The sequence below is a fragment of the Eubacterium sp. 14-2 genome (assembly GCF_000403845.2).
In the GTDB taxonomy this organism is placed as follows: domain Bacteria; phylum Bacillota; class Clostridia; order Lachnospirales; family Lachnospiraceae; genus Petralouisia.
This window is the reverse complement of sequence record NZ_KE159567.1, coordinates 2,128,465-2,153,517: the sequence shown is the minus strand read 5'-3', so window position 1 is coordinate 2,153,517 and position 25,053 is coordinate 2,128,465. Positions and strand designations below refer to the sequence as shown.

Genomic DNA, 25,053 nt, shown 5'->3' with positions numbered 1-25,053 from the left:
AGAAAGAGTTCATATAGAGGACAAAAGGAGGAAGAACCTTGCTTGAAATAATGACGACAGAGGCAGATTCCAGTGCAAAAATCATCGTAATCGGTGTGGGTGGAGCTGGAAATAATGCAGTCAATAGAATGATTGAGGAAAGTATCGGTGGTGTTGAGTTTATTGGAATCAATACGGACAAGCAGGCATTAACGCTCTGTAAGGCACCTACTCTGATTCAGATCGGCGAGAAGCTCACCAAAGGGCTTGGAGCGGGAGCCCAGCCGGAGATTGGAGAAAAGGCCGCAGAAGAGAGTATTGACGAACTGACTGCCGAGATTAAAGGTGCGGACATGGTATTCGTTACCTGCGGAATGGGCGGCGGAACCGGAACAGGAGCAGCGCCGGTGGTTGCAAGGATTGCAAAGGAAATGGGCATCCTGACCGTCGGAGTTGTGACAAAGCCTTTTAAGTTCGAAGCAAAAGCCCGTATGGTCAATGCCATGGGCGGTATTGAGAGGCTGAAAGCCAGTGTGGATACGTTGATTGTGATTCCCAATGACAAGCTGTTGGAAATTGTGGACAGACGGACTACCATGCCGGATGCCCTGAAGAAGGCCGATGAGGTATTACAGCAGGCAGTACAGGGAATTACGGATCTGATTAATGTACCTGCCCTGATTAATCTGGACTTTGCAGATGTACAGACTGTCATGAAGGATAAAGGAATGGCACATATCGGTATTGGTATGGCTAAAGGTGATGATAAGGCTACGGAGGCTGTGAAGCTGGCAGTGGCAAGTCCGCTGTTAGAGACCACCATTACCGGGGCGTCTCATGTTATTATCAATATTTCCGGGGATATTTCACTGATGGATGCCAATGATGCGGCCAGCTATGTGCAGGATCTGGCAGGAGACAATGCGAATATTATTTTCGGTGCGAAATTCGACGAGACCATGGCAGATGAGGCAATTATCACAGTAATTGCTACCGGGTTAGAAGATGCGGCTGCAGCGCCAAAAGTAATGTCAGGAATGAAGTATTCTCAGACTGCAGCGACCAGAATGCCGGCTGCAACAAGAGCTTCATCCAACAGCCTGGGAACAGCGGCGCGTCCGGCTAATCCTTATGGTACTGCTCAGTCTGCTGCTGCCAGCAGTAATCTGGGAGTTACCGCATCCACTCTGGGAATTCAGAGACCCAGAAAGCCGGAGAGCAGTGTACCGGAACGGGATATCAAGATTCCGGAATTTTTGAAAAATACGAGAAAATAAAAGATACATAGTTTTACTTCACCGGCTGAATGCGGATACAGAATCTGTATTCAGCCGGTGAAGTAACAGATACAGTGGAAGCTGCTGCATGAACGAGTTCCCTCCCTGCCTTTTCCCGATGGGAAAGGCGGGGAGGGAATTTGTGGATGGAGCAGTTTTTTATTCTACAGGAAATACCTTGTCACACTAAAGTGCGAAAGTGTCTTCCTATAGAATAAAAAAACAATGATGCGCAGCTCGCGGGGTTGATGTTTATTGCTGCGCAATCCGCTCGCGCGCGGAGAATGCGCATGGCGCATTCTTTTTTATTCTATAGGAAATGCCTTGTCACGCTAATGTGTGAAAGTATTTTCTGAACAATTTCTCAATATTGTTAAAAAAATAACAATTCAGTATTGACAAAAAATTAACAATCTGTAAAATAGAGTATGAGAAATGTATTTTTTTCAGTACAATCCTGTATCAGGTATGCAGTCACTGGAGAGTGAGTGCAGGGGTAACTGTAGTAATATGAAATCAGAAATTAAGACAGGGGGATTTTACCATGGCTACAGAAAGAAAAGATATGTATCTGCCGGAAAGAGAATTTGTGGAACAGGCGAATATACAGAGCCGTGCAGAGTATGAGAGAATGTGGAAACAGTCCATTGAGGATCCTGAGACATTCTGGGGTTACATTGCCAAAGATTTTCACTGGTTCAAGCCCTGGGTCAAAGTGTACCGGGGTGAACCGGAAATCGGGGATAATGAATGGTTTATAGGCGGAAAGACGAATATTTCCTATAACTGTCTGGATGCTCAGATTGAAAAGGGAAGAGGAGACAAGGTTGCCCTTCTGTTCCAGGGAGAACCGGAAGCGGACTGTAAACGTTTTACCTATAAAGAGCTGCTGAAACATGTATGCCGGTTTGCAAATGTACTTAAGAAAAACGGTGTGAAAAAAGGTGACCGGATTGCCTTATATCTGCCCATGATCTGGCAGCTTCCCGTGGTTATGCTGGCCTGTGCCAGAATCGGTGCGGTACATACGGTGGTATTCGGCGGATTTTCTGCTGAGGCTCTGGCAGACAGGATGCTTGCCTGCGGAGCCAAGAAACTGGTAACCACCAATGGTTACTGGCGCGGCGGGAAAAAGATAAATGCCAAGGCAAATGTGGACCGTGCATGTATGTTATGTGCCAGTGCAGGACTGACCATTGACGATGTATTTGTGGTAGACCGAATGGTGGATTTTGACGTGCCCTATATTGTGTATCGCGATACTTCTCTTTCCAAAGAACTGATGCTGGAAGAAATTTCAGATTTCTGTCCGGCAGAGAAAATGGACGCGGAAGATCCGCTGTTTATTATGTATACCTCAGGTTCTACCGGAAAACCAAAAGGAACTTTGCATACCACAGCAGGTTATATGGTTTATACTTATACCACATTTAAGTATATTTTTGACTATAAAGAAGAGGATGTGTTCTTCTGTACTGCGGATATCGGCTGGATTACAGGCCATTCCTACATTGTATACGGCCCTCTTTTAAACGGTGCCACCACAGTGCTGTATGAGTCCGTTCCAACGTATCCGGAGCCGGACCGGTTCTGGCATATTATTGATAAATTTAAAGTAACCACGTTTTATACTGCTCCCACTGTTATCCGTTCTCTGATGAACAGGGATATCAAATGGGTGGAAAAGCATGATTTATCCAGCCTCAGGCTGCTGGGGTCTGTGGGAGAACCCATCAATCCGGAAGCATGGCAGTGGTATTACCACTATGTAGGCCATGATCACTGTCCCATTGTGGATACCTGGTGGCAGACAGAGGCGGGAGGCATTCTGATTTCCGCAATTCCGGGAGCCATGGGACTGAAACCGGGAAGTGCGGCACTGCCGTTTTTTGGAGTAAAACCGGTGATTCTGCGGGCGAGAAATTCCGGCGATGAGCCGGCAGAAGAGGCAGAGGTAAATGAAAAAGGAGAGCTGTGTCTGGCGTCCAACTGGCCTGGAATCATGCGGACTCTCTACGGAGAACCGGAACGGCATATCAGCGGATATTATACGCAGCAGCCGGGATATTTCTTCAGCGGTGACGGTGCATACAAAGATGAAGACGGATATTTCTGGATTACCGGAAGAATTGATGATATTGTAAATATTTCCGGACACCGCCTGGGTACCGCAGAGGTGGAAAAGGTACTTTGCTCCCATCCCGGTGTGGTGGAAGCCGCAGTGGTGGGATATCCCCATCCGGTAAAAGGAGAAGATCTGTACGTTTATGTGGTTACCTCTGCAGAATGGGAAGGAAATGACGCACTGCGCGATGAACTGAAAAATCTGGTAAGGCAGGAAATCGGGCCCATAGCCATTCCGGGTAAAATCCAGTTTGTCCAGGAAATGCCGAAAAACCGCTCCGGTAAGATTGTGCGGCGTATCCTTCGTAAGATTGCTTCAGGAGTGGGAAATGAAATTGACGCTTCCATGCTGAACATTCTGGCAGAGCCAGGTATTGTGAAAATAATTGATAAGGAACGTATTGTATAGAAACAAAGTGGGCAGGCCCACTTCAGCTCCCCTGACGCCTCACTCATGAGGGGCCTGGACACTTTGTGCGCCGAGCACAATTGCGAAGCAATATGTTACCTCTTGTGCGAGTGCGCATATTATTTTTATCTTATAGAAAAGATACTTTCACACTTTAGCGTGACAAGGTCTTTCCTATAAGATAAAAAAATTCTGCTTTGCAGGATTCCCCGCTTCACGCGTTAGCGTAACAGAGTCTTTCCAATAGGATAAACAAACCCCCGCATTTTGCTGCGGGGGTTTTTGCATGGAACGTTTCTGCTGTTTTGCAGTAAGTACAGTTTTATATCATAAATTCTGATTTTTCTGTCAGATTCTGTAAAAGAATTTTTCCGGAAGAGGACAACGGTTTGACAAAAAAATCTCCGGTTTCATCTTATACTGTAGGGTATCAGGCTCAGCCTGGGGAAATATCAGACAAGGAGGGAGCGGGTGGAATATGAACTGTATGCAGACGTCTGGTTTCTGACAAATTTTCTTATGGACAGCCTGGCCCTGGTTCTGGCAGGTAAACTGATGCGTCAGCCGGTTCGTCCGGGAAGACTGCTGCTGGGGAGTTTTACAGGGACAGCCGGATCCATGCTTTTTTTTCTGGGGCTGGAAAACTATACCCTGTACCGGATTTGCGTCCATTTTCTGGTAAATCCCCTGATGGTGTATCTGTGTTACCGAAGCAGGAAAAAGGAATTTTTATGTCAGTGGGCCATTACTTATGTGGCATATGTTCTGCTGGGAGGCGTATTGTCCTTTAGTATGGTCGGCAGAAAAGGAAGCGGATATTTTCTGGTCTGCCTGGCGGGGGCTCTGCTGTTTCTTGAGGCAGCCGGGAGGGCGCTGAGACATGTAAAAGGAGAAAAAGAGACTCTTTATGACCTTCTTCTGGTAACCGGAGAAGGAAAACTTTCTGTAAAGGGTTTTTACGATACGGGAAATCTGCTGACAGATCCTCTGGGGAATCGGCCGGTACATATTATAAAACGGGAAATCCTGCAGAGTCAGATACAGAAAGAACAGCTTCTCACGAGACTGATTCCCTATCATTCACTGGGACAGGAATCCGGACTTCTGGAAGCGGTGACTCTGGAGGGAATGTACATTGTCAGAGAAGGATGTCCTCTGTACCTGAAAAAGCCCGTATTCGGTCTTGCAGATGAAAAGCTGTTTCAGGATGACAGATGTGATGTGATATTAAATGGAAAATCCATGGAAAATTAAAGGAGGAAAATTATGTACATAAAAATTGCAATACCGCGGCATTTTCATCTAAAGCTGATACCCAGCCTGCGCAGTCTGCTGATGATGAAAAAAGGGGATGTCCACTATATCGGAGGAGCGGAAATTCTGCCGCCGCCGCTGGAAGCGCGGGAGGAAAACCGCTGTATTCAGATGCTGGACGGAGAGGAATCGGAACGGGCTAGAAGCATTCTCATTGAGCATAATCTGCGGCTGGTGGTGTACATAGCAAAGAAATTTGACAATACAGGCATCGGAGTGGAGGATTTGATTTCCATCGGAACAATCGGCCTGATTAAAGCTATCAACACCTTTAATCCCACCAAAAATATCAAACTGGCCACCTATGCTTCCCGTTGTATCGAAAACGAAATTCTGATGTATCTGCGGCGGAATAACAAGACCAGAATGGAGGTATCCATTGACGAGCCTCTGAATGTGGACTGGGACGGAAACGAACTTCTTTTGTCGGATATTCTGGGAACAGACGAGGATATCATTTATCGTGATATTGAGACAGAGGTGGAGAAAAATCTGCTGAAAAAGGCAGTGGCAAAACTTTCTGAACGGGAACGGGCTATTGTGGAACTGCGGTTTGGGCTGAACCACGCCCAGGGAGAGGAAATGACCCAGAAAGAGGTTGCAGACCTTCTTGGTATTTCCCAGTCCTATATTTCACGTCTGGAAAAAAAGATTATGAAACGTCTGAAAAAAGAAATCGTAAAATTTGAATAAATGTGGTAAAATTTATCATGAATACAAATTTATACAAAGGAGATGGTAAAGTGAAACTTGAATTTTTGGGGGCTGCCCATGAGGTGACAGGAAGCTGCCATTATGTGCAGATGGGAGATGTCAACCTGCTGGTGGACTGCGGAATGGAGCAGGGAGCAGATTTATATGAAAATCAGGAGATACCGGTAAATACGGCCGAGATTGACTATGTGCTGATTACCCATGCCCATATTGATCATTCCGGTCTGCTGCCGCTTCTGTACAGCCATGGATTTCGGGGGAAAGTCTATGGCACCAGAGCAACCGTGGAACTGTGCAATATTATGCTGAAAGACTCGGCTCACATTCAGATGTTTGAGGCGGAATGGAAAAACCGGAAGGCAAAGCGTGCAGGACGGCCTCTGGTGGAGCCCATGTATACCATGGATGACGCAGTGGGGGTACTGGAGCATTTTATTCCATGTGAATATGGGGAAATAATTACCCTTTGTCCGGAAATTACCATTCGATTTGTGGACGCGGGCCATCTTCTCGGTTCATCCAGCATTGAAATCTGGGGAACAGAAGAGGGAAAACAGGTAAAACTTGTATTTTCCGGTGATGTGGGACACGGCAACAAGCCCTTAATCCGCAATCCCCAATATATTCGGGAGGCCGATTATGTGGTTGTGGAATCCACCTATGGAGACCGTCTCCATCAGGATCCGCCGGATTATGCAAAAGAACTTGCACAGGTGTGCAAAGATGCATTTACCAGAGGAGGGAATGTGGTGATTCCGGCTTTTTCCGTGGGCAGAACACAGGAAATGCTGTATTTTCTGCGGAAAATCAAAACGGAGAGCCTTCTGCCGGAATTTGAGGATTTTGAGGTGTACATAGACAGCCCTCTGGCAGTGGAGGCCACCAGCATTTTTCATAAAAATGTGAAAGAATGTTTTGATGAGGAGGCCCTGGAACTGGTGCGCAAAGGGAAGAACCCCATTAGTTTTCCGGGACTTAAGGTGGCTGTTACCAGTGATGAATCCAAAATGATTAATTTTATTGAAAAGCCCATTGTAATTATTTCTGCTTCCGGTATGTGCGAGGCAGGACGGATTCGCCATCATCTGAAACATAATCTCTGGAGAAAAGATTCCACGATTCTTTTCGTAGGTTATCAGGTACCGGGCACCCTTGGAAATATGCTGCTGAACGGAACAAAAGAGGTAAAGCTGTTTGGTGAAACGATTGAGGTTCATGCAAAAATCCAGAATCTGGCCGGAATCAGCGGACACGCAGACCAGCAGCATCTGCTGGAATGGGTGAAGGCCTTTGGGGAAACGCCCAGACGGGTGTTTGTGGTACATGGGGAAGACAGTGTGTGCGACACCTTTGCTTCTCTGATTACAAAGGAAACAGGGCTTACGGCCACAGCTCCCTACAGCGGAGACATTTATGATCTGGAAAAAAATGTCTGTCTGGCAGAAGGAAGCCGGGAAAAGAAAGTACGGCAAGCAAAAGAGGCCCATGGAGTTTCCAATGTTTTTGCAAGGCTTCTGGCGGCCGGAGAACGTCTGCTGGCAGTTATCCGCAAATCAGAAGGACGGCCAAACAAAGAGCTTGGAAAGTTTGCAGACCAGATTAATTCTCTCTGTGATAAGTGGGAGTGACAGAGAGATAGTTTTTCATATTTTTTAATGCAGATTTTTCCAGTCTGCTGACCTGGGCCTGGGAGATGTGGATTTCTTCTGCCACTTCCATTTGTGTTTTGCCTTCAAAGAATCGCAGCCTGATGATATAATTTTCCCGCTCATTCAACCGTTTCATGGCGTCACTTAAGGAAAGTTCTTCCACCCAGGTTTCTTCTTTATTTTTTTTGTCACTGATCTGATCCATCACATACAGGGTGTCTCCTCCGTCGGTATAAACCGGGTCATAGAGGCTGACAGGACACTGAATGGCGTCAAGGGCAAATACGATATCCTCTTTTGGAATGTCAATTTCTTTTGCAATGTCTTCAATGGTAGGTTCCCGGGAAAGCTCTTTGGACAGCAGCTCTCTGGCATGGATTGCTTTGTACGCGGTATCCCGCAGGGAGCGGCTTACCCGGATGGAATTGTTATCCCGCAGGTAACGCCTGATTTCACCGATAATCATGGGAACTGCATAGGTGGAAAATTTTACACCGATATCCGGATTGAAATTGTCAATGGATTTGATCAGCCCGATGCATCCGATCTGGAACAGGTCGTCCACGTTTTCATTACTGTTGGAAAAACGCTTGATTACACTTAAAACCAGACGGAGATTACCCTTGATATAAGCCTCGCGGGCTTCCATATCCCCCGCCTTGATGCGGGAAAATAAATCGCTCTTTTCTTCCTCTTTTAATACGGGGAGTTTTGCAGTGTTGACTCCACAGATTTCTACTTTATATGCAGCCATGATGTTACCTCCGGAAAGTTTTGATGTATTAAAAGAATGTACTTAATTTGCTACTTTTATTCATGAAATTTTCATGGTATAATGTACAGGAGAGCAATGAGCAGTGTCTGAACCTGCAAAAGCAGATGTGTCATGCCGGCATGAGTACAGTTGTCTTTTTACAGGTTCGGACAGGGTGAAAGCCCGTGAGCGAGAGAAGCTCAGAGGCTCACGAGCTTGGCACAGCGAGGTTGAAAGATAACCGAAGAATTTGTTGTTAGGAGACAGATAACGATGAAAGATGCCATTGATAAAAGAAATGAACGGGAGAGAATTGCCAGAAGTATTGTAAAACGCAGGAATATCGTGTATATTTCCAAAGAGGAACTGGAACGCAGGAAGCAGGAAGAAGCCAGACAGCAGGACAGGGAAGCGGCAGAACAGCTTGCAAAACGACTGAGAGAAGATGAGGATAAGAAAAATGCCGGTGAAATAGAGCGGCTTCTGGCAGAACAGAAAATGCTGGAGGAGCAGCTGGCAACAGGAATGGATGCCACCGGAAAACATCCCATGGATGATATAACACAGGAAAGAGTAGAGGCGATTTTAAGTGAAAAAAGCAGGCAGCTGCAGGATATTATTTCTGCCAGCAGTATTACGCTGGCACAAAAAAGTGAGCCGGTGGAGGTATCTGTACCGGAAACAGATCAGGGGGATGTCCCCGGAACAGAAACAGACATTGAGGAACCTGATATTTCAGCTCTGGAAGCAGATATGGGAGAAACTTTATCAGCTGGAGAAATGGGGCAGGCGGAGCATATTCCGGTAGAAGGGGAACCGCAGGAACTGCCGGCTGAGATGTATCAGGAAGAACTTCCGGTAGAGGAACAGGAAAATATGAGTGCTCCGGTTTTGGAGCCGGAGGAACTAAAGGAGCCGGCAGGGGGAGGCTTTGGTGAAGAACCGGAGCCGGCAGAGAAGGGAGAGGCAGAATTATGAAGCAGTTAAAGGATGGAACGGAAACTGCCCGCGATAATGAGAAAGACTGTAAAAACGTTTCCCTGAGCGAAACCTGGCCCCAGGACGCTCAGAATGAGCTGGAAGAGTTCATTGAGCAGCAGGGTATTTATATCCGTCAGTAAGGCATGTGCGTTGTGGCTGTCTGTGTGCCGCTGAATCCTGAGTCTTTCTTCCGGGCGGTCAGGAATGCTTTTGGAGAAAACCCGTAAAATTTGCGGAATGCCCGTAAAAATGTGGAGTAATCGGAAAATCCGCACAGGGAAGAAGCCTTTAAAACGGGTGTGCCCTCCTGAATCAGGTCTTTGGCATGTAACAGACGTTTCTGCTGAACATAGGCGTGAAGGGTATATCCGGTATGTTCTTTAAATTTGTGCATCAGATAATATTTGCTCACATAAAATTGACGTGACAGTGTTTCGTTGGACAGATCTTCGCCCAGATGCAGACTGATGTAAGTCAGAATGTCAGCAATCTGCCTGTCATACCTGGAAGCGGAAAAGTCTGGCTGGGAGATTTCCGGCAGAAAGATACGGTTCAGATATACCATAAACTGCAAAAAATATGCCTGACTCAGAGCTTCATGACCAAATTCCGTACTGGTGAGAGAGGATTCAAGCTGCTGCAGGATCGTCTGCATGTCTGCCTGCAGACGATGATTCAGCCGAATCAGATTAAATCTTTTTTCAGTTGCTGTAGTAAAGCAGCGGGACAGGTCACAGGAACGGTCTTTCTGCTCCCGGATAAAGTCCGGCTGCAGCCAGATCACAACACGTTCGTATGCGGTGCCGGGGTCAATAACCGGCTTGTGAATGTCGTGGTTGTTAATTAGAAGAATATCCCAGGGCTTAAGGTCATAAGCCTTTCCCTCTACAAAGTAGGTAACATTCCCGGATAAAAATATGATAATTTTGTTAAAATCATGGTAATGGAATTCAAATTCCTGATTCTTTTTTTCTTTTAAATGAAACAGACGGAAATTCTGATGAAGATATCCGGTCTGTTTTTCTTTTTTTTTCTGTGATACAGCATTCATATTGCGTTCTCCTCAAGCCAGTGTCATCCGTGCTCCTCCCGCATAGCGGGCCCCACCTCAAGCCAGTGTCATCAGGGCTCCTCCCGCAAGCGGGCCCCACCTCAAGCCAGGGTCATCAGGGCTCTTCCCGCAAGCGGGCCCCACCTCAAGCCAGTGTCATCAGGGCTCCTCCCGCAAGCGGGCCCCACCTCAAGCCAGTGTCATCAGGGCTCCTCCCGCAAGCGGGCCCCTCCTCATGACAGATTATACAGCACTTTTTGCAGTATTTCAAGCAATATATTTACTGTTATATGCGAAAAGAAAGAGATAAAATAAGTTTATAAAAAAGGAAGGGTATGAATTCTCACGTTCCGGCATATGCTGAACAGGAAAGAAAGGGTGGAATGTATGGACAGTATTACATTGAAAAAATACCATGGTCTGGGAAATGACTATCTGGTACTGGATCCTAACAAAAATGATCTGGTGCTGCAGACAAGAAATATTGAGATGATCTGCCGGAGGAATTTCGGTGTGGGTGCGGATGGGTTACTGTATGGGCCGATTATGGAAAATGGAAAGATAAAAGTACGCATTTTTAATCCGGATGGTTCTGAGGCGGAAAAGAGCGGAAATGGCGTACGGATTTTTGCAAAATATCTGCTGGATGCAGGATATGTAAAGGAAAGAAAGTTCAGCCTGAATACTCTGGCAGGAGACGTGGAAATTGAATTTGTGAAAGAAGACGGAAGCCTGATGCGGGTGAATATGGGAAAACCGGTGTATGCTGGACAGGAAATGCCTCTGACTGGTCTGCAGGGTGAAATTGTAAATGCTCATCTGAGATTTCATGACAATGATTACAACACCACCTGCCTGTCTGTGGGAAATCCCAACTGTGTGATTATGATGGAAGAAGTGACGCCTCAGAAAGCGAAATCCCTGGGACCTTATGTGGAAGAAGCAGAGTATTTTCCCAATCGTACCAACATGCAGATATGCAAAGTAATTGACCGGAAAAATATTGCCATTGAAATATATGAACGAGGTGCAGGCTACACGCTGGCTTCCGGAACCGGAGCCTGTGCGGCGGCGGCAGCGGCAAAGCGGATGGGACTGACAGACGATAAAGTGACGGTGCACATGCAGGGAGGAGATCTTCTGATAGAAATGGAGGAAGATGAAACCATTTACATGACAGGGAGCGTGGGAACAGTGGGAACTGTCATTCTGGCAGAAAACTTTTTTGCCTGAGGGACAGCTGAAATCTGCTGAGATGAAGATTTCCTTTTCATCAGAAATGAGAGGATAGTAAAAGTCTGTTTTTTATTGAAAAATGTGGTTATGCGGCGGGTGAATTTGTTGCAAAGAGGCCCGGCCCAGGCGGAGAATCCTGCAGAGCAGGATTCTTTTTTCTTCTATAGGAAATTCCTCTGGATTTCCTATAGAAGAAAAAAACAATGATGCGCAGCTTGCGGAAATGAAGTATTGCTGCGCAAAACAGATAGTAATAGAGAAAAATATGTGTTAAGATAATAAGGCAGATATCCGGCAGTATATATGCGGGACGAGACAGGAGGGGTGAATATGGGCCTGCTTTGGGAGCTTTTTTTCACATTTTTTAAAATCGGCATTTTTACTTTCGGCGGAGGATATGCCATGATTCCCCTTATTGAGCACGAATGTGTTGAAAAAAGGTTATGGATTACTTCTGATGAAATGATGGATATTACGGTTATTGCTGAATCCACGCCCGGACCTGTGGCAATTAATTGCGCAACCTATACGGGATATAAAAGAGCAGGAATCAAAGGGGCAGTCAGTGCAACCATTGGAATTGTACTTCCTTCATTTGTCATTATTCTTCTGATTTCCACATATATGGACCATCTGCTGAAGTATGAACCGGTGGTAAAAGCCTTTAAAGGTATCCGTGTGGCAGTGGGAGTCCTGATAGCCCAGGCTGGTCTGACAATGATAAGAAAGACAATGAAAAGAACATCTCATAAATATATAAGCCTGGGGATTATCACCGGATTTTGTATGCTGGTAATGGTATTGAATATGTTACAGATAAAATTTTCAACCATATATTTCATTATATTTGCAGGTTTTTCCGGGTTTTGTATATGCAGTCTGGCAGAAAAGAGGGCGGAAACATGATATATTTACTTCTTTTTACAGAATTTTTAAAAACAGGTCTGTTTTCTTTCGGCGGAGCATATGGGGCCATTCCTGTTATACAGGAGATGGTCTTAAAAAATGGCTGGATGGATGAAGCAGCATTTGCCGATATGATTGCGGTCAGCGAGTCAACGCCAGGCTCCATTATGGTAAATGCCGCAACATACATCGGAAACAGCCAGGCAGGATTTTTCGGAGCATTCGTTGCAACGACAGGCGTGGTACTGCCGTCATTTGTAATCGTACTGCTGCTTGTTGCTCTGTTTCAGAAGCTGATAAAACACCACAGAGTACAGATGGCTTTAAAGGGTATAAAATTGTGTCTTATGGGTGTTATTACAGGGACAGGCTTATATATGTCAGGTTCAGTGGTTCTCATATCTGAAGGAGAGGAAATGATGGATTACAGGGCCCTGTTTGTGCTAATTATACTGGTGGTTTTTTCAGCAGCCTTTTTCCTGAAAAAGAAACAGACAGTTTCTCCCATATTGCTGATTGCAGTTTCCGCAGTAATGGGATGTGTCCTGTTTTAAATAAATTTACTGAGAAAGTTTTTGATGCTCTTTTCATCCTGACTGTTCTGTGGTATATTTTCAATAGCGTATGCTGATTTGATTTTTGAAAGGAGAGTGATGTATTTACAGGGAAATCTGGTTCTGTGGAGACTGTCAGCAGGGGAATAATGAGAAACTATGGGCAGGAGTGAATGGGGATGGTGCACTGTAACGGGAGAAGTACAATAAAATAAGAAGAAACAGTAAAAAAGTGGGTGACATTTTCCCTGCTTTTTGTTATGATATAGGAAATTAGTTACATTTTATGGAATGCAGCCCTCCGGAAGAGAAAAAGGGGCGTTTTCATAAGCAATAAGAGTTACAGGAGAGATTTTATGGAAAAGATATTGGATGTGATCAGCAAACAGGTGATGGAGGCCTTAAAGGCCTGCGGTTACGACGAAAAATATGGTAAGGTGACGTTGTCTAACCGGCCGGACCTCTGTGAATACCAGTGCAACGGCGCCATGGCTGCCGCAAAGGAGTACAAATGTGCTCCCTTTCAGATTGCAGACAGAGTGGCAGAGCAGTTACAGGGCAATGAGATGTTCGAATCAGCAGAATCGGTAAAACCGGGATTTTTAAATCTGAAAGTAAGCCCGGAGTATCTGGCAGAATATCTGCGTCAGATGGAAGCGGACGAACAGCGGCTGGGCTGCAGTAAATGTGAACATCCCAAAACCATTCTGATAGATTATGGCGGACCGAATGTGGCAAAACCCCTCCATGTGGGACATCTGCGTTCAGCCATTATCGGGGAGAGTGTGAAACGGATTGGACGGTTTATGGGCCATAATATGATTGGCGATGTACATCTGGGGGACTGGGGCCTGCAGATGGGGCTGATTATTACAGAATTGAAGGCGCGTAAACCGGAACTTGTGTACTTTGATGAGAACTATACGGGGGAATATCCCGAAGAACCGCCCTTTACCATTTCTGAACTGGAGGAAATCTATCCTGCTGCCAGTGGGAAATCCAAAGAAGACGAAGCCTATAAGGAAGCGGCCATGGAGGCGACTTATGAGCTGCAGCATGGCAGAGCAGGTTATGGCGCGTTGCTGAACCATATTTTAAATGTGTCCGTCAGCGATCTGAAGCGCAATTATGAAAATCTGAATGTATCCTTTGAATTGTGGAAGGGAGAATCTGACGCCCAGCCTTACATTCCGGATATGGTGGAGAAAATGAAAAAAGACGGATACGCCTATATCAGTGAAGGGGCGCTGGTGGTGGATGTGAAGGAAGATACAGATACCAAAGAGATTCCTCCCTGTATGATTTTAAAGTCAGACGGAGCTTCTTTGTATAATACCACTGACCTTGCCACCATAGTATGGCGTATGCAGGATTACCGTCCGGATGAGATTATTTATGTGGTGGACAAGCGGCAGGAACTGTATTTTACCCAGGTATTCCGCTGCGCAAGGAAGACAGGACTGGTGGGGCCGGAAACGGAACTGACTTTTCTTGGCTTCGGCACCATGAACGGGAAAGACGGAAAGCCCTTCAAAACCAGAGAAGGAGGCGTAATGCGTCTGGAGTATCTGGTGTCCGGTATCAACGAGGAAATGTACAAAAAGATTGCGGACAATCACACGGTAGAGGAAGCGGAAGGCCGGGAAACGGCAAAAACAGTGGCGCTTTCTGCCATCAAGTACGGAGATTTGTCCAATCAGGCTTCCAAAGACTATATATTTGATATTGAAAGGTTTACTTCCTTTGAAGGAAATACGGGACCTTATATACTTTATACCATTGTACGGATGAAATCCATCCTGAAAAAATACCAGGAGTTACGGGAACTGCCGGAACATGCCGCAATCCTTCCACCTCATTCTGACAGTGAGAAATCACTGATGCTGGAGCTTGGCAAATTTAACGGTATGATGGAAAATGCATTTGAGGAAAAAGCGCCTCATAAGGTGTGCGCATACATTTACGACCTGGCAAATGCTTTTAATCATTTTTATCACGAAACGAAAATTATGGCGGAACCTGACGAAATGATACAGGCAGGCTATATAAAATTACTGGAGCTGACAAAAAAAGCGCTGGAAATCTGTATTGATGTACTTGGCTTTGAAGCGCCGGAAAGGATGTAGAATTATGAAGAAATATGACGTAACAGCACTGGGAGAATTATTGATTGATTTTACTTATACCGGAGAATCTGAACAGGGGAATTCCCTGCTGGAGGCCAATCCGGGCGGAGCGCCCTGTAATGTACTGGCATTGCTGAACAAATGTGGAAGAACCACGAATTTTATTGGCAAGGTTGGAAAAGACCAGTTTGGTTATCTGCTGCGGGATACGCTGGAGGATTTGAAAATCGGTACAGCAGGCCTTTGTTTTGATGAAGAAGTGAAAACCACCCTTGCTTTTGTAAAAACTTTTGAAAACGGAGACCGGGATTTTGCATTTTACCGGAATCCGGGGGCAGATATGATGCTGACGGAAGCAGAAGTGGATGAGGAGCAGATTAAAGACAGCCGGATTTTCCATTTTGGAACGTTGTCCATGACCCATGAAGGGGTGTGCAGAGCCACAGAAAAGGCGGTGAATGCCGCAAAGGACAACGGAGTTCTGATTTCTTTTGACCCGAATCTTCGGATTCCCCTCTGGAAAGATCTGAGTCTTGCAAAAGAAAAAATGGAATACGGTCTGAGTAAATGTGATGTATGTAAGATTTCTGAAGAGGAAGTGGAATTCCTGACAGGAGAGAAGGACATTGAAAAGGGAGCAGGGATTCTCCGGGAAAAATTTCCGGTAAAACTGTTTCAGGTAACAGCAGGTGCAGAGGGAAGTTATGCATTTTATAAAGATCTGGTGGTGTATAAACCCAGCTTTAAGTTAGGGGGGACCATTGAGACTACCGGAGCGGGAGATACCTTTTGCGGAAGTATCCTCCATGGACTGTTGTACCGGGAGATTGACAGCCTGACGAAAGAAGACCTGGAGCAGATGCTGACTTTTGCAAATGCGGCGGCTTATCTGGTTACCACCAGAAAAGGAGCCATTCGTTCCATGCCGGAGACGGATGAAGTACATAAAATTATAAACGAAAATACATAAGCAGCAGAGGAGCAGCGTTGAAAATTATCAGGCCTGTAAGAACCGGAAATAAATGAATTCCAGCAAAAGCAGTGCAGTCAGGGAGTGCTTATGATTACGATTAAAGAAATTGCATCGATATTGGGAATCAGCCCTACAACCGTGTCAAATGTTGTAAACGGGCATACAGAGAAAATGTCTCCTGCCACAAGGCAGAGAATTGAGGAGGCACTGATACAGTATGGGTTTCAGAAAACTGTTCATCGGGAAGAGTACGGAAAGGCGTTGAAGCTGATATCGGTGGATTTCTGTCTTCGATACAAGGAAAGTGTTTTTACGGATCCGTTCTGTGCGGAACTGTTAAACGCTATATGCATGAAGCTGCAGGAATACGGCAGGTATCCGGTCTGCGGAATTCCCAAAGATGAGCAGGATATTTTTCATAAACTGCAGGCCCGCAATATAGAAGGGGGGATTGTGATTGGATTTGACCCCTGGGAATGTCAGGAATTTGCAGGAAGAGTAGGAAAGCCTCTGGTGTATATTGACTGCGGAGAGGGAGAATATGACAATGTTGGAATTGCAGATTATGAAGGCGGAAAACGGATTACGGAATTCATGCTGAAGCAGGGACACCGTAAAATAGCCTTTTTCTGTGACAGGAAAAATCCGGTATCCAGCACCTTTGAGCGGTTCCGGGGATATTGCGACGCTCTGGAAAGTTACGGCATTACCTACAGCAACAAAGACTACTATTATCTGCCTGCAGGCAGAAATCTCAGGCGGGAAGCGCTGCGCAATTTTGCCCTCAGGTCCAGAAAAGAAGGATACACAGCCGTGTTTGTGGTATCAGATTTACTGGCCAACGAAGCCATCAGTATTTTTTTCGGAGAGGGGCTGAAAGTACCGGAGGATATTTCTGTGGCGGGGTTTGATGATAATATTTATGCCCGGCTGAGCAGGCCCATGCTTACTACAGTCCGTCAGTCGGTGAAGGAAAAAGGAGAAGAGGCAGTGAAACTTCTGGTACAGAGAATCCGGGGAGAGGAGATTATTGCCAGGTCATTTAAGCTCCCGGTGGAGCTGATTGTAAGGGAAAGCATACGGAATATTAATTAAATCAGGGCCGAAGGGCCTGTATGAAAAAGGAATCCTTTTATAAAGGATTCCTTTTTTGTATAAAATATACATAAAGACTTTATTAAATTTGTATAAAAAATTGGTTATGCACATAATATGTTGCAAAACAAAACATAACTAAATAAAATTAGCAATGCAAAGAGCAAGGTTCCAACAGAAAATTTGTTTAAAAAGACGAGGAGGTAAAAAATGGCAAAGAAAAAGAAAAAAGTAATGGCATTATTCCTTGCTGTGACAATTGTCTCAGGGCTTTTGCTTGGCGGATGTGGCGGCAAAAAGGATGATGCAGACGGAAAGGTTGTGATCGAGCTGGTCCACTACAAACCGGAAGCAGTGGACGTATTTGAAGCACTGGAAGAGAAATTTAATGCGACTCACGACAACATTAAACTGGTGATTGATTCGCCGAACGATGCCATGGTTATTCTGAAGACAAGATTTATCCGGGAAAACAATCCTGATATTATCGGAATTGGCGGAGATATCAACTACTCCAACTTCCTGGATGCAAAAATGCTGATGGACATTTCTGATTTTGACGGTCTTTCAGACATCAAGGAGAATTATCTTACTACAAATAAAGATCTGGAATATGTTCCTCAGGAAGGCGTTTATGCAGTGCCTTACATGGCGAACGCGGCAGGTGTTCTCTATAACAGAGATATGTTTGAAGAACACGGATGGCAGATTCCAACCACCTGGGAAGAGTTCAACCAGCTCTGTGAAACGATTCAGGCAGAAGGAATCCAGCCGCTTTATTTCGGATATAAGGACACCTGGACCTGTCTTGCACCATGGAATGCCATTGCAGTAAACCTGTGCAGCACAGACATTGCATATCAGGTAAACAGCGGTAACGCCACATTTTCAGAAGCATATGAAGAAATTGCAGTGAAAGATAAAGAACTTCTGAAATACGGACAGTCCGATCCGGTGGCATACAGTTACAACGATGCATGTACCGCTTTTGCAAGAGGACAGTCAGCCATGTATGTAATTGGTAATTATGCAATCCCCCAGATTAAATCCGTAAATCCGGATATGAACATTGACTCTTTTGTATTCCCGGCAAGCAGCAACGCAGAAGAAAACATCCTGAATTCCGGTAACGACCTGATGTTCTGCGTGATGGAGGACTGTGAACATAAAGAAGAAGCCTATGAAGTATTAAGATTTCTGTTGGAAGACGAAAATATTCAGGATTACCTGAACGACCAGAGTGCAGTACCGTGTAAGAAAGGTGATTTTGAGATTGCTCCGGAACTGGACGGCATGAAAGAGTACATAGAAAATGGAATCGTTGCGGACTATCAGGACCACCATTATCCCAGTGAGATGGCGGTAGACGCCATGATTCAGACTTATCTGTTCGATAACAGCAGCAATGCACTGGACACCTTCCTTACCAGATTTGACAAAGAATGGGTAAGATATAATAAAGATATTATCAGTAAAGTGCAAAAATATCAGGAAAAGGGGGAATAGACCATGGGAAACGAAGGAAAGAGAGATAAATTGTGGACGAAAAACGATAAGATTTTTCTTGGAATGCTGATTCCTGTGTTGATTCTGTTCTTTCTGTTCAACACCCTTCCATTATTAAAGGGTTTTTATTACGGTCTTACCAATTACAAAGGCTATGGCGATTATGACATGGTAGGCCTTCGGAACTTCAAAGATTTATTTACAGACCTGCGTGTGGGCAAATCCTATCTGTTTACGTTTAAGTATGCAGTAGTTATGACCATTGCAGTTAATATTATCAGTTTAATCCTTGCTCTGGGATTAAATCGTGAAATACGGGGAAAAAGTACGTTACGAGGAATTTATTTTGTACCGAATATATTGGGAGGACTGGTTGTAGGTTATATTTTCAGCTTTGTATTTACATACATCCTTCCGGCAGTGGGAGAAGCAACCGGAATCGGTTTTCTTCAGAACAGTATGCTTGCAAGTACCAAAACCGCATGGATTGCCATTGTGATTGTAGGTGCATGGCAGGGAATAGCAATGAATACGATTATTTACATATCAGGACTGCAGACCGTTCCGGCAGAAGTGTATGAAGCGGGAATGATTGACGGTGTCAGCGGATGGAAAAAATTCTGGAGCCTTACCTTCCCGTTGATTCTTCCGTTCTTCAGCATCAACCTGGTGCTCTGTATGAAAAATGCACTGATGGTATTCGACCAGATCATGTCTTTGACAAAGGGCGGTCCGTCTCAGAGTACAGAATCCATTTCCTACCTGATTTACAACAACGGTATGAGCGGCGGACAGTTCGGTTTCCAGAGTGCGAACGCATTTGTATTCTTTATAGTAATCGTAGTAATTTCGTTCCTGCAGATGAGATTCTTAGGAGGTAAGGAGGAGCAGTTATAATGGGAAAAAAAGATAAAGGAAGCGAAGGAGCAGTCGGCGGCAAGGCCGTGAATAATATAATCAATATACTTTTGGCAATTGGCTGTCTTACCATATTATTTCCTCTTTATATGACAGTTATCATTGCTTTTAAGAAACCTTCGGAAATGACCAATGACGTGGCAGGAGCCCTGGGATTCCCCTCAAGCTGGAGTTTCAGCAATTTTACAGAGGCAATGCGCGTAACAGATTTCTGGCGTTCTCTGGGCAACAGTTTGCTGCTTACCGGCGTAACAGTTATTATCTGTATCCTGCTGCATTCTCTGGCAGGTTATGTAATCGGAAGAAAAATGGCGAAACTGAAAGTGTTTAAGGTATCCTACTTCTACATTGTAAGCGGTATGTTCGTACCTTTTGCAGTGCTGATGATGCCTCTGGTAAAACAGACTTCTCAGTTTGGGATTGCAAACCGTTTTGGTGTTATCGTGTTGTATGTGGTATTCTTCATGCCCATGAACATTATGCTGTATTCCGGATACCTGAAAAATATCCCCATGGCGCTGGAGGAAGCAGCCTGCGTGGATGGTGCGAGCATATGGCAGACTTACTGGAAAATTATTTTCCCGAACATGAAGCCCATGCATGCAACAGTAGCAGTGCTTACTGCAATGAGCACATGGAATGATGTTATGACTCCGCTGGTTATCATGTCAGGAAGCGATGTCAATACCCTTCCGCTGGCACAGCTGAATTTCCAGTCACAGTTCGGAACCAACTACAACCTGGCATTTGCATCTTATCTGCTGGCATTGCTGCCGATTCTGGTTTTCTATATCATTTGCCAGAAACAGATTATCAACGGTGTTGTAAACGGTGCAGTAAAATAAAAACAGAATAAAGGAATATACGGTATGGACTTAAAAAACAGCTATTACGAACTTTATGGAAGAAATGAAATTACCGAATACCGCTGGGGACAGTTAATGTCCATCCTGGAACATGCCGCAAAAACCCGTCCGTCTGCCCTGAAAAAGGCAGACGGGAACGGGAATGACTGGTATCAGTCGGAAAAAATGGTTGGCATGATGCTTTATGTGGACCGGTTCAGCAACAATCTGGAGGAATTCGAGAAACGGATTGACTATATTGCAGAACTTGGGATTACTTATGTGCATTTCATGCCACTTTTAAAATCCAGGGAAGGCAACAATGACGGAGGTTATGCGGTATCAGATTACCTGATGGTGGACGATAAATTCGGAACCATGAAGCAGCTGGAACGGGTAATGAAGCTCCTGAAGGCAAAAGGAATCCGCACCTGTATTGATTTTGTGCTGAACCATACGGCAAAAGAACATCTCTGGGTACAGAAATACAGGGAGGGAGATCATGATTATGACGATATGTATTTTATGTTTGATGATGATACCATTCCCAAAGAGTATGAAAAATATATGACGGAAATTTTTCCCGGAGTGGCTCCTGGAAATTTCACCTGGTATCCTGATATTCAGAAGTATGTAATGACCAGGTTTTATGAATTCCAGTGGGATTTGAATTACAGAAATCCGCAGGTGTTTAACAAAATTGTGGAAGTAATGCTTACCCTTGCCAATAAAGGCGTTGACATTTTCCGTCTGGATGCGATACCATATATGTGGAAAGAACCGGGAACCCCATGTATGAATCACCCCAATGTACATAAACTGCTGGGCATGATGTATGAGATTGTACAGCAGGTATGTCCCGGCGTGGTATTTCTGGGAGAGGCTATTGTGGAGCCTTATGAGATTGTGAAGTATTTTGGAAACCAGGAAATGAAGGAATGCAACGTAATGTATAATGCCTCCTTCATGGTATTGCTCTGGAATTCCCTGGCCACCAGAGATGTACAGCTGATGGAACGTTCCCTTTCCATTGATTATGGGATTCCGGACAGCGGTACATGGATTAATTATGTACGCTGTCATGATGACATCGGATGGGGATTTGAAAAGGAGATTCTGAAGAATCTGGGGCTGGATCCGGAGCTCCATAAACAGTATATCATACAGTTTATGGAAGGGAGATATCCGGGCAGCTTTGCCACAGGGGAACTGTATGAATATAACCCGGTGACACAGGATGCCAGAAACAGCGGAACACTGGCTTCCATGTGCGGGTTAGAGCAGGCTCTGCGGGAGAAACACATGTACAAAACAGAGCTTGCAGTAAAAAGGATTCTCCTGCTCCATGCCATGGTAATTTCCTATACGGGAATTCCGTTGCTTTACAGCGGGGATGAAATCGGGCAGCTCAACGACTGGGGCTATAAGCAGGTGCCGGAACATGCGGCAGATTCCCGTTGGCTTCACCGGGGTGTGATGGACTGGGAAGCAGCAGAGAAACGCACGGATTTTGCCACAGTTCAGGGACAGATTTTTACGAAAATACGAAATATGATAGAGATTCGCAAATCCAGTGAATTATTCAGCTCCGAATATCGGGCAGTTCCGGTGAAAACCGGAAATCCGGCAGTATTCTGTTTTCATAAGGCAGATAAAATGCTGGTGCTTGCAAACTTTTCAGAGCAGGAGCAGTGGGTGGATTCCAGTGCATTTGACTGGTTTGGTCTGCCCGGAGAAATGCAGGACCTTATTACCGGAAGATATGTCAGATCTTATAACAACCGGGTACAGTTAGGTCCCTATGAATATCTCTGGCTTGTGTGAATTTCCGGTATCCCAGACAATCCATATCCCATTTTCCGGTTGCGGTGTATTCGTTATCATTATTACGATTAGAAAGGCAAGTTAATTTATGGCAATTATTATCAAAGACAATGTATTTACCCTTCAGACCAGAAACAGCACGTATCAGATGAAGGCAGACAGCAAGGGCGTCCTTCTGCACACCTATTATGGGAGCAGGACGGACGAGACAGATTATTCCTATATGATATCCATGGCAGACCGTGGATTTTCCGGGAACATTTATGAAGCCAGAGAGGACAGAACCTATTCTCTTGATTTTCTGCCTCAGGAATTTCCGGTGCGGGGAAGCGGAGATTACCGGATAAGCTGTATGTATGCGGATCTGGGAACCGGTGTCAGGGACTGCCTTCTGTTTTTTGACAGTTACCGGACGTTTCATGGGAAGTATGGACTGGAAGGCCTTCCGGCAATGTTTGCTTCTGAGGAAGAGCCGGTTGACACACTGGAAATAATTTTAAAGGACAGCCAGGAAGAATTTTATCTGCATCTGTATTATGGAGTGTTTGAAGAACACGATATTATTACAAGAGCAGCAATGGTGGAGAACAGAACAGACCGGGAAATACGATTGTCAAAAGTTCTGTCTGCCTGTCTGGACATGGATCACAGCGGCATGGATCTGATTCATTTTTACGGACGTCATGCGGGAGAGCGGGAAATGGAGCGGGTTCCTCTGTTTCACGGTGTTACGGAACTGAGAAGTACCCGCGGGACTTCCAGCCATCAGCATAACCCCTTTGTGATTCTTGCGGAAAAAAATACCACGGAAGAACTGGGGGACTGCTATGGATTTTCCCTGCTGTACAGCGGCGGATTCCATATGCATGCCGAAGTGGATCAGTTTCATCAGACCAGACTGGTAATGGGCATTGATGATTCCGTATTTACCTGGAGCCTGCAGCCAGGAGACTGTTTTACAGCGCCGGAAATTGCCATGGCTTACAGCAATAAGGGACTGTCTCAACTGTCCCATTGCTACCATAACGGTTTTCAGAAAAATTTAATCCGGAGTAACTGGAAGGATAAAAGACGTCCCGTTCTGGTTAATAACTGGGAAGCTACTTACTTTGATTTTAACGCGGAAAAGATTCTGAAAATTGCTGAAGAGGCGGCAGAGCTGGAACTGGATATGCTGGTGCTGGACGATGGCTGGTTTGGAAAACGGGACGACGATTATTCAGGCCTTGGGGACTGGTATGTGAATGAGGACAAGCTGGGCTGTTCCATGAAAGAACTGGCGGACAAAGTCAATGAACTGGGACTGATGTTCGGCTTATGGTTTGAACCGGAAATGATTTCAGAAGACAGTGATCTGTACCGGAGTCATCCGGAATGGGCCATGGTGGTTCCCGGCAGGAAGCCTGTTCGGGGAAGATCTCAGCTTGTTTTGGATATGAGTCGTGAGGATGTGAAAAATTATATTAAAGAACGGTTGTTTGACATACTGGATTCTGCCAATATCCAGTATGTGAAATGGGATATGAACCGCTCTGTGGCAGCGGCCTACAGCGCACTTCTGCCCAGAGAGCGGCAGGGAGAACTGCGTCATCGGTATGTACTGGGCCTTTATGAAGTAATGGAGGCCATGCTGGAGCGCTATCCGGATTTGCTGCTGGAAGGCTGCAGCGGAGGCGGAGGCAGGTTTGATGCCGGAATGCTCTATTATGCGCCTCAGATCTGGTGCAGTGACAATACAGACGCAATTGAACGTCTGAGTATTCAGTACGGAACGTCTTTTGGTTATCCCATGTCTTCCGTATCTGCTCATGTGTCTGTATGCCCGAACCATCAGAATGGAAGGGTAACGCCTTTTCAGACAAGGGGAATCTGCGCCATGCAGGGAACCTTTGGATATGAGCTGGATTTAAGTAAAATGACAGAGGATGAGAAGACGGAGGCAAGAGAACAGATACGCACATTTAAGAAGCGTTACCGCTTATTCCAGTTTGGGGATTATCACAGAATTACCTCTCCCCTGGAAAACCGTGATTTCACTGCCTGGGAATATGCGGATAAGGATGGAAAAGAAGCATATCTTGGTGTGGTTTATACCGATTTGCACGGAAATCCGGCTGCCCAGTCTGTGAAATTCCGGGGACTGCGCCCGAAAGGGGTTTATTCCATGTGGAAAAACAATGAACCTGCAGGGACTTTTACCGGGGCTGCACTGATGAACGGCGGAGTTCTTCTGCCCGTTCCGGTGGAAAATTATGATTCCTGCCAGATTTATATTTGTCTGGAAGGAGCAGAAACGGAATAAGTTTGAAATGCATATGAAACAGGGATACTGCAAAAGGGAGTGCGGTATCCCTGTTTTTATTCTACAGGAAATTCCTCCGGATTTCCTGTAGAATAAAAAACGATGATGCGCAGCTCGCGGGGGCGATGTTTATTGCTGCGCAATCCGCTCGTGCGAATAGAAAATGTTACTGCGTGACCGCACTCGGCGCAGCAAACCGTCCAGGTCCCTCATGAGTGAGGGATTCAGGGAGCCCCTGCGGACCTGTCCGCTTTGTTCTCTTATAGGAAAAAAATTTGTCACGCTAACGCGTGAAAGTATCTTTCCTATAAGAGAAAAATAATATGCGCACTCGTGCGAATAGAAAATGTCACTGCGTGACCGCACTCGGCGCAGCAAACCGTCCAGGTCCCTCATGAGTGAGGGATTCAGGGAGCCCCTGCGGACCTGTCCGCTTTGTTATCTTACCGGAAATATTCAGGCGGGAAAGGCCATGCAACAGATTGTTGCTGGCGTATCCGGCAGAAACGTGATAGG

General features: G+C 45.4%; 19 protein-coding genes and 1 pseudogene. 18 read left to right on the top strand and 2 right to left on the bottom strand.

The window, feature by feature from the left end:
• The first annotated feature begins 38 nt into the window (after nucleotides 1-38).
• The 5 genes from ftsZ (at nucleotide 39) to C805_RS16960 (ending at nucleotide 7,445) form a co-directional block, all read left to right on the top strand.
• A complete protein-coding gene (ftsZ, locus tag C805_RS16980) occupies nucleotides 39-1,256 on the top strand; it encodes a cell division protein FtsZ (protein ID WP_016215156.1) in 1,218 nt (405 codons plus the stop codon).
• 544 nt (nucleotides 1,257-1,800) lie between these two features.
• A complete protein-coding gene (gene acs / locus C805_RS16975; protein ID WP_016215155.1) occupies nucleotides 1,801-3,789 on the top strand; it encodes an acetate--CoA ligase in 1,989 nt (662 codons plus the stop codon).
• A gap of 471 nt (nucleotides 3,790-4,260) precedes the next feature.
• On the top strand, nucleotides 4,261-5,043 hold the full coding sequence (locus tag C805_RS16970; protein WP_016215154.1) for a sigma-E processing peptidase SpoIIGA: 783 nt from the start codon (nucleotides 4,261-4,263) through the stop codon (nucleotides 5,041-5,043).
• 12 nt (nucleotides 5,044-5,055) lie between these two features.
• Complete coding sequence (sigE, locus tag C805_RS16965; RefSeq protein WP_016215153.1) at nucleotides 5,056-5,796, top strand: RNA polymerase sporulation sigma factor SigE; 741 nt, start codon at nucleotides 5,056-5,058, stop codon at nucleotides 5,794-5,796.
• 50 nt (nucleotides 5,797-5,846) lie between these two features.
• Nucleotides 5,847-7,445, top strand: a complete 1,599-nt coding sequence (locus C805_RS16960; protein WP_016215152.1) for an MBL fold metallo-hydrolase RNA specificity domain-containing protein — start codon at nucleotides 5,847-5,849, stop codon at nucleotides 7,443-7,445.
• Here the strand turns inward: C805_RS16960 and sigG are convergent.
• The gene (sigG, locus tag C805_RS16955; protein ID WP_016215151.1) at nucleotides 7,417-8,220 is read right to left on the bottom strand and encodes an RNA polymerase sporulation sigma factor SigG; all 804 of its coding nucleotides are present in this window, start codon (nucleotides 8,218-8,220) and stop codon (nucleotides 7,417-7,419) included. The genes C805_RS16960 and sigG overlap by 29 nt on opposite strands.
• A 273-nt stretch (nucleotides 8,221-8,493) precedes the next feature.
• On the opposite strand from sigG, the gene C805_RS25345 reads away from it, so the two are divergent.
• The gene (locus C805_RS25345) at nucleotides 8,494-9,198 is read left to right on the top strand and encodes a hypothetical protein (RefSeq protein WP_016215150.1); all 705 of its coding nucleotides are present in this window, start codon (nucleotides 8,494-8,496) and stop codon (nucleotides 9,196-9,198) included.
• Entirely contained in the window at nucleotides 9,195-9,341 is a 147-nt protein-coding gene (locus tag C805_RS26420) for a hypothetical protein (protein WP_016215149.1), read from the top strand. The genes C805_RS25345 and C805_RS26420 overlap by 4 nt, the downstream gene beginning before the upstream one ends.
• On the opposite strand, the gene C805_RS16950 is transcribed toward C805_RS26420, so the two are convergent.
• Nucleotides 9,335-10,252: an AraC family transcriptional regulator gene (locus tag C805_RS16950; RefSeq protein WP_016215148.1), complete on the bottom strand. Its 918-nt coding sequence runs from the start codon at nucleotides 10,250-10,252 to the stop codon at nucleotides 9,335-9,337. The two genes, C805_RS26420 and C805_RS16950, sit on opposite strands and share 7 nt — an antisense overlap.
• Before the next feature lie 387 nt (nucleotides 10,253-10,639).
• Between C805_RS16950 and dapF the strand changes: the two genes are divergently transcribed.
• The 11 genes and pseudogenes from dapF (at nucleotide 10,640) to C805_RS16895 (ending at nucleotide 24,537) form a co-directional block, all read left to right on the top strand.
• Nucleotides 10,640-11,485, top strand: coding sequence for a diaminopimelate epimerase (gene dapF, locus C805_RS16945; RefSeq protein ID WP_016215147.1), 846 nt, complete (start codon nucleotides 10,640-10,642; stop codon nucleotides 11,483-11,485).
• A 333-nt stretch (nucleotides 11,486-11,818) separates the two neighbouring features.
• Nucleotides 11,819-12,394, top strand: coding sequence for a chromate transporter (locus C805_RS16940; protein ID WP_016215146.1), 576 nt, complete (start codon nucleotides 11,819-11,821; stop codon nucleotides 12,392-12,394).
• Entirely contained in the window at nucleotides 12,391-12,948 is a 558-nt protein-coding gene (locus tag C805_RS16935) for a chromate transporter (RefSeq protein ID WP_016215145.1), read from the top strand. The genes C805_RS16940 and C805_RS16935 overlap by 4 nt, the downstream gene beginning before the upstream one ends.
• Before the next feature lie 356 nt (nucleotides 12,949-13,304).
• Entirely contained in the window at nucleotides 13,305-15,074 is a 1,770-nt protein-coding gene (gene argS, locus C805_RS16930; RefSeq protein ID WP_016215144.1) for an arginine--tRNA ligase, read from the top strand.
• 4 nt (nucleotides 15,075-15,078) lie between these two features.
• Nucleotides 15,079-16,044 carry a carbohydrate kinase family protein gene (locus C805_RS16925; protein WP_016215143.1) on the top strand — a complete coding sequence of 322 codons (966 nt, stop codon included), beginning with the start codon at nucleotides 15,079-15,081 and terminating at the stop codon, nucleotides 16,042-16,044.
• Between the two features lie 90 nt (nucleotides 16,045-16,134).
• On the top strand, nucleotides 16,135-17,142 hold the full coding sequence (locus C805_RS16920) for a LacI family DNA-binding transcriptional regulator (RefSeq protein WP_016215142.1): 1,008 nt from the start codon (nucleotides 16,135-16,137) through the stop codon (nucleotides 17,140-17,142).
• Nucleotides 17,143-17,352: 210 nt separating this feature from the next.
• Entirely contained in the window at nucleotides 17,353-18,648 is a 1,296-nt protein-coding gene (locus tag C805_RS16915; protein WP_016215141.1) for an ABC transporter substrate-binding protein, read from the top strand.
• A 3-nt stretch (nucleotides 18,649-18,651) separates the two neighbouring features.
• Nucleotides 18,652-19,545, top strand: coding sequence for a carbohydrate ABC transporter permease (locus tag C805_RS16910; protein WP_016215140.1), 894 nt, complete (start codon nucleotides 18,652-18,654; stop codon nucleotides 19,543-19,545).
• A complete protein-coding gene (locus tag C805_RS16905) occupies nucleotides 19,545-20,411 on the top strand; it encodes a carbohydrate ABC transporter permease (RefSeq protein WP_016215139.1) in 867 nt (288 codons plus the stop codon). The genes C805_RS16910 and C805_RS16905 overlap by 1 nt, the downstream gene beginning before the upstream one ends.
• 24 nt (nucleotides 20,412-20,435) lie before the next feature.
• Nucleotides 20,436-21,368, top strand: a pseudogene (locus C805_RS27565) (alpha-amylase family glycosyl hydrolase); the annotation flags it as partial.
• Between the two features lie 955 nt (nucleotides 21,369-22,323).
• Nucleotides 22,324-24,537, top strand: a complete 2,214-nt coding sequence (locus tag C805_RS16895) for an alpha-galactosidase (RefSeq protein WP_016215137.1) — start codon at nucleotides 22,324-22,326, stop codon at nucleotides 24,535-24,537.
• Nucleotides 24,538-25,053: the final 516 nt, after the last annotated feature.

Coding starts and splice junctions, on each gene's coding strand:
- C805_RS26420 (WP_016215149.1), top strand. CDS start 9,195: ATGAAGCAGTTAAAGGATGGAACGGAAACTGCCCGCGATAATGAGAAA.
- sigE (WP_016215153.1), top strand. CDS start 5,056: ATGTACATAAAAATTGCAATACCGCGGCATTTTCATCTAAAGCTGATA.
- C805_RS16920 (WP_016215142.1), top strand. CDS start 16,135: ATGATTACGATTAAAGAAATTGCATCGATATTGGGAATCAGCCCTACA.
- C805_RS16925 (WP_016215143.1), top strand. CDS start 15,079: ATGAAGAAATATGACGTAACAGCACTGGGAGAATTATTGATTGATTTT.
- dapF (WP_016215147.1), top strand. CDS start 10,640: ATGGACAGTATTACATTGAAAAAATACCATGGTCTGGGAAATGACTAT.
- sigG (WP_016215151.1), bottom strand. CDS start 8,220: ATGGCTGCATATAAAGTAGAAATCTGTGGAGTCAACACTGCAAAACTC.
- C805_RS16905 (WP_016215139.1), top strand. CDS start 19,545: ATGGGAAAAAAAGATAAAGGAAGCGAAGGAGCAGTCGGCGGCAAGGCC.
- C805_RS16895 (WP_016215137.1), top strand. CDS start 22,324: ATGGCAATTATTATCAAAGACAATGTATTTACCCTTCAGACCAGAAAC.
- acs (WP_016215155.1), top strand. CDS start 1,801: ATGGCTACAGAAAGAAAAGATATGTATCTGCCGGAAAGAGAATTTGTG.
- C805_RS16915 (WP_016215141.1), top strand. CDS start 17,353: ATGGCAAAGAAAAAGAAAAAAGTAATGGCATTATTCCTTGCTGTGACA.
- C805_RS16950 (WP_016215148.1), bottom strand. CDS start 10,252: ATGAATGCTGTATCACAGAAAAAAAAAGAAAAACAGACCGGATATCTT.
- C805_RS16935 (WP_016215145.1), top strand. CDS start 12,391: ATGATATATTTACTTCTTTTTACAGAATTTTTAAAAACAGGTCTGTTT.
- C805_RS16910 (WP_016215140.1), top strand. CDS start 18,652: ATGGGAAACGAAGGAAAGAGAGATAAATTGTGGACGAAAAACGATAAG.
- C805_RS16940 (WP_016215146.1), top strand. CDS start 11,819: ATGGGCCTGCTTTGGGAGCTTTTTTTCACATTTTTTAAAATCGGCATT.
- C805_RS25345 (WP_016215150.1), top strand. CDS start 8,494: ATGAAAGATGCCATTGATAAAAGAAATGAACGGGAGAGAATTGCCAGA.
- argS (WP_016215144.1), top strand. CDS start 13,305: ATGGAAAAGATATTGGATGTGATCAGCAAACAGGTGATGGAGGCCTTA.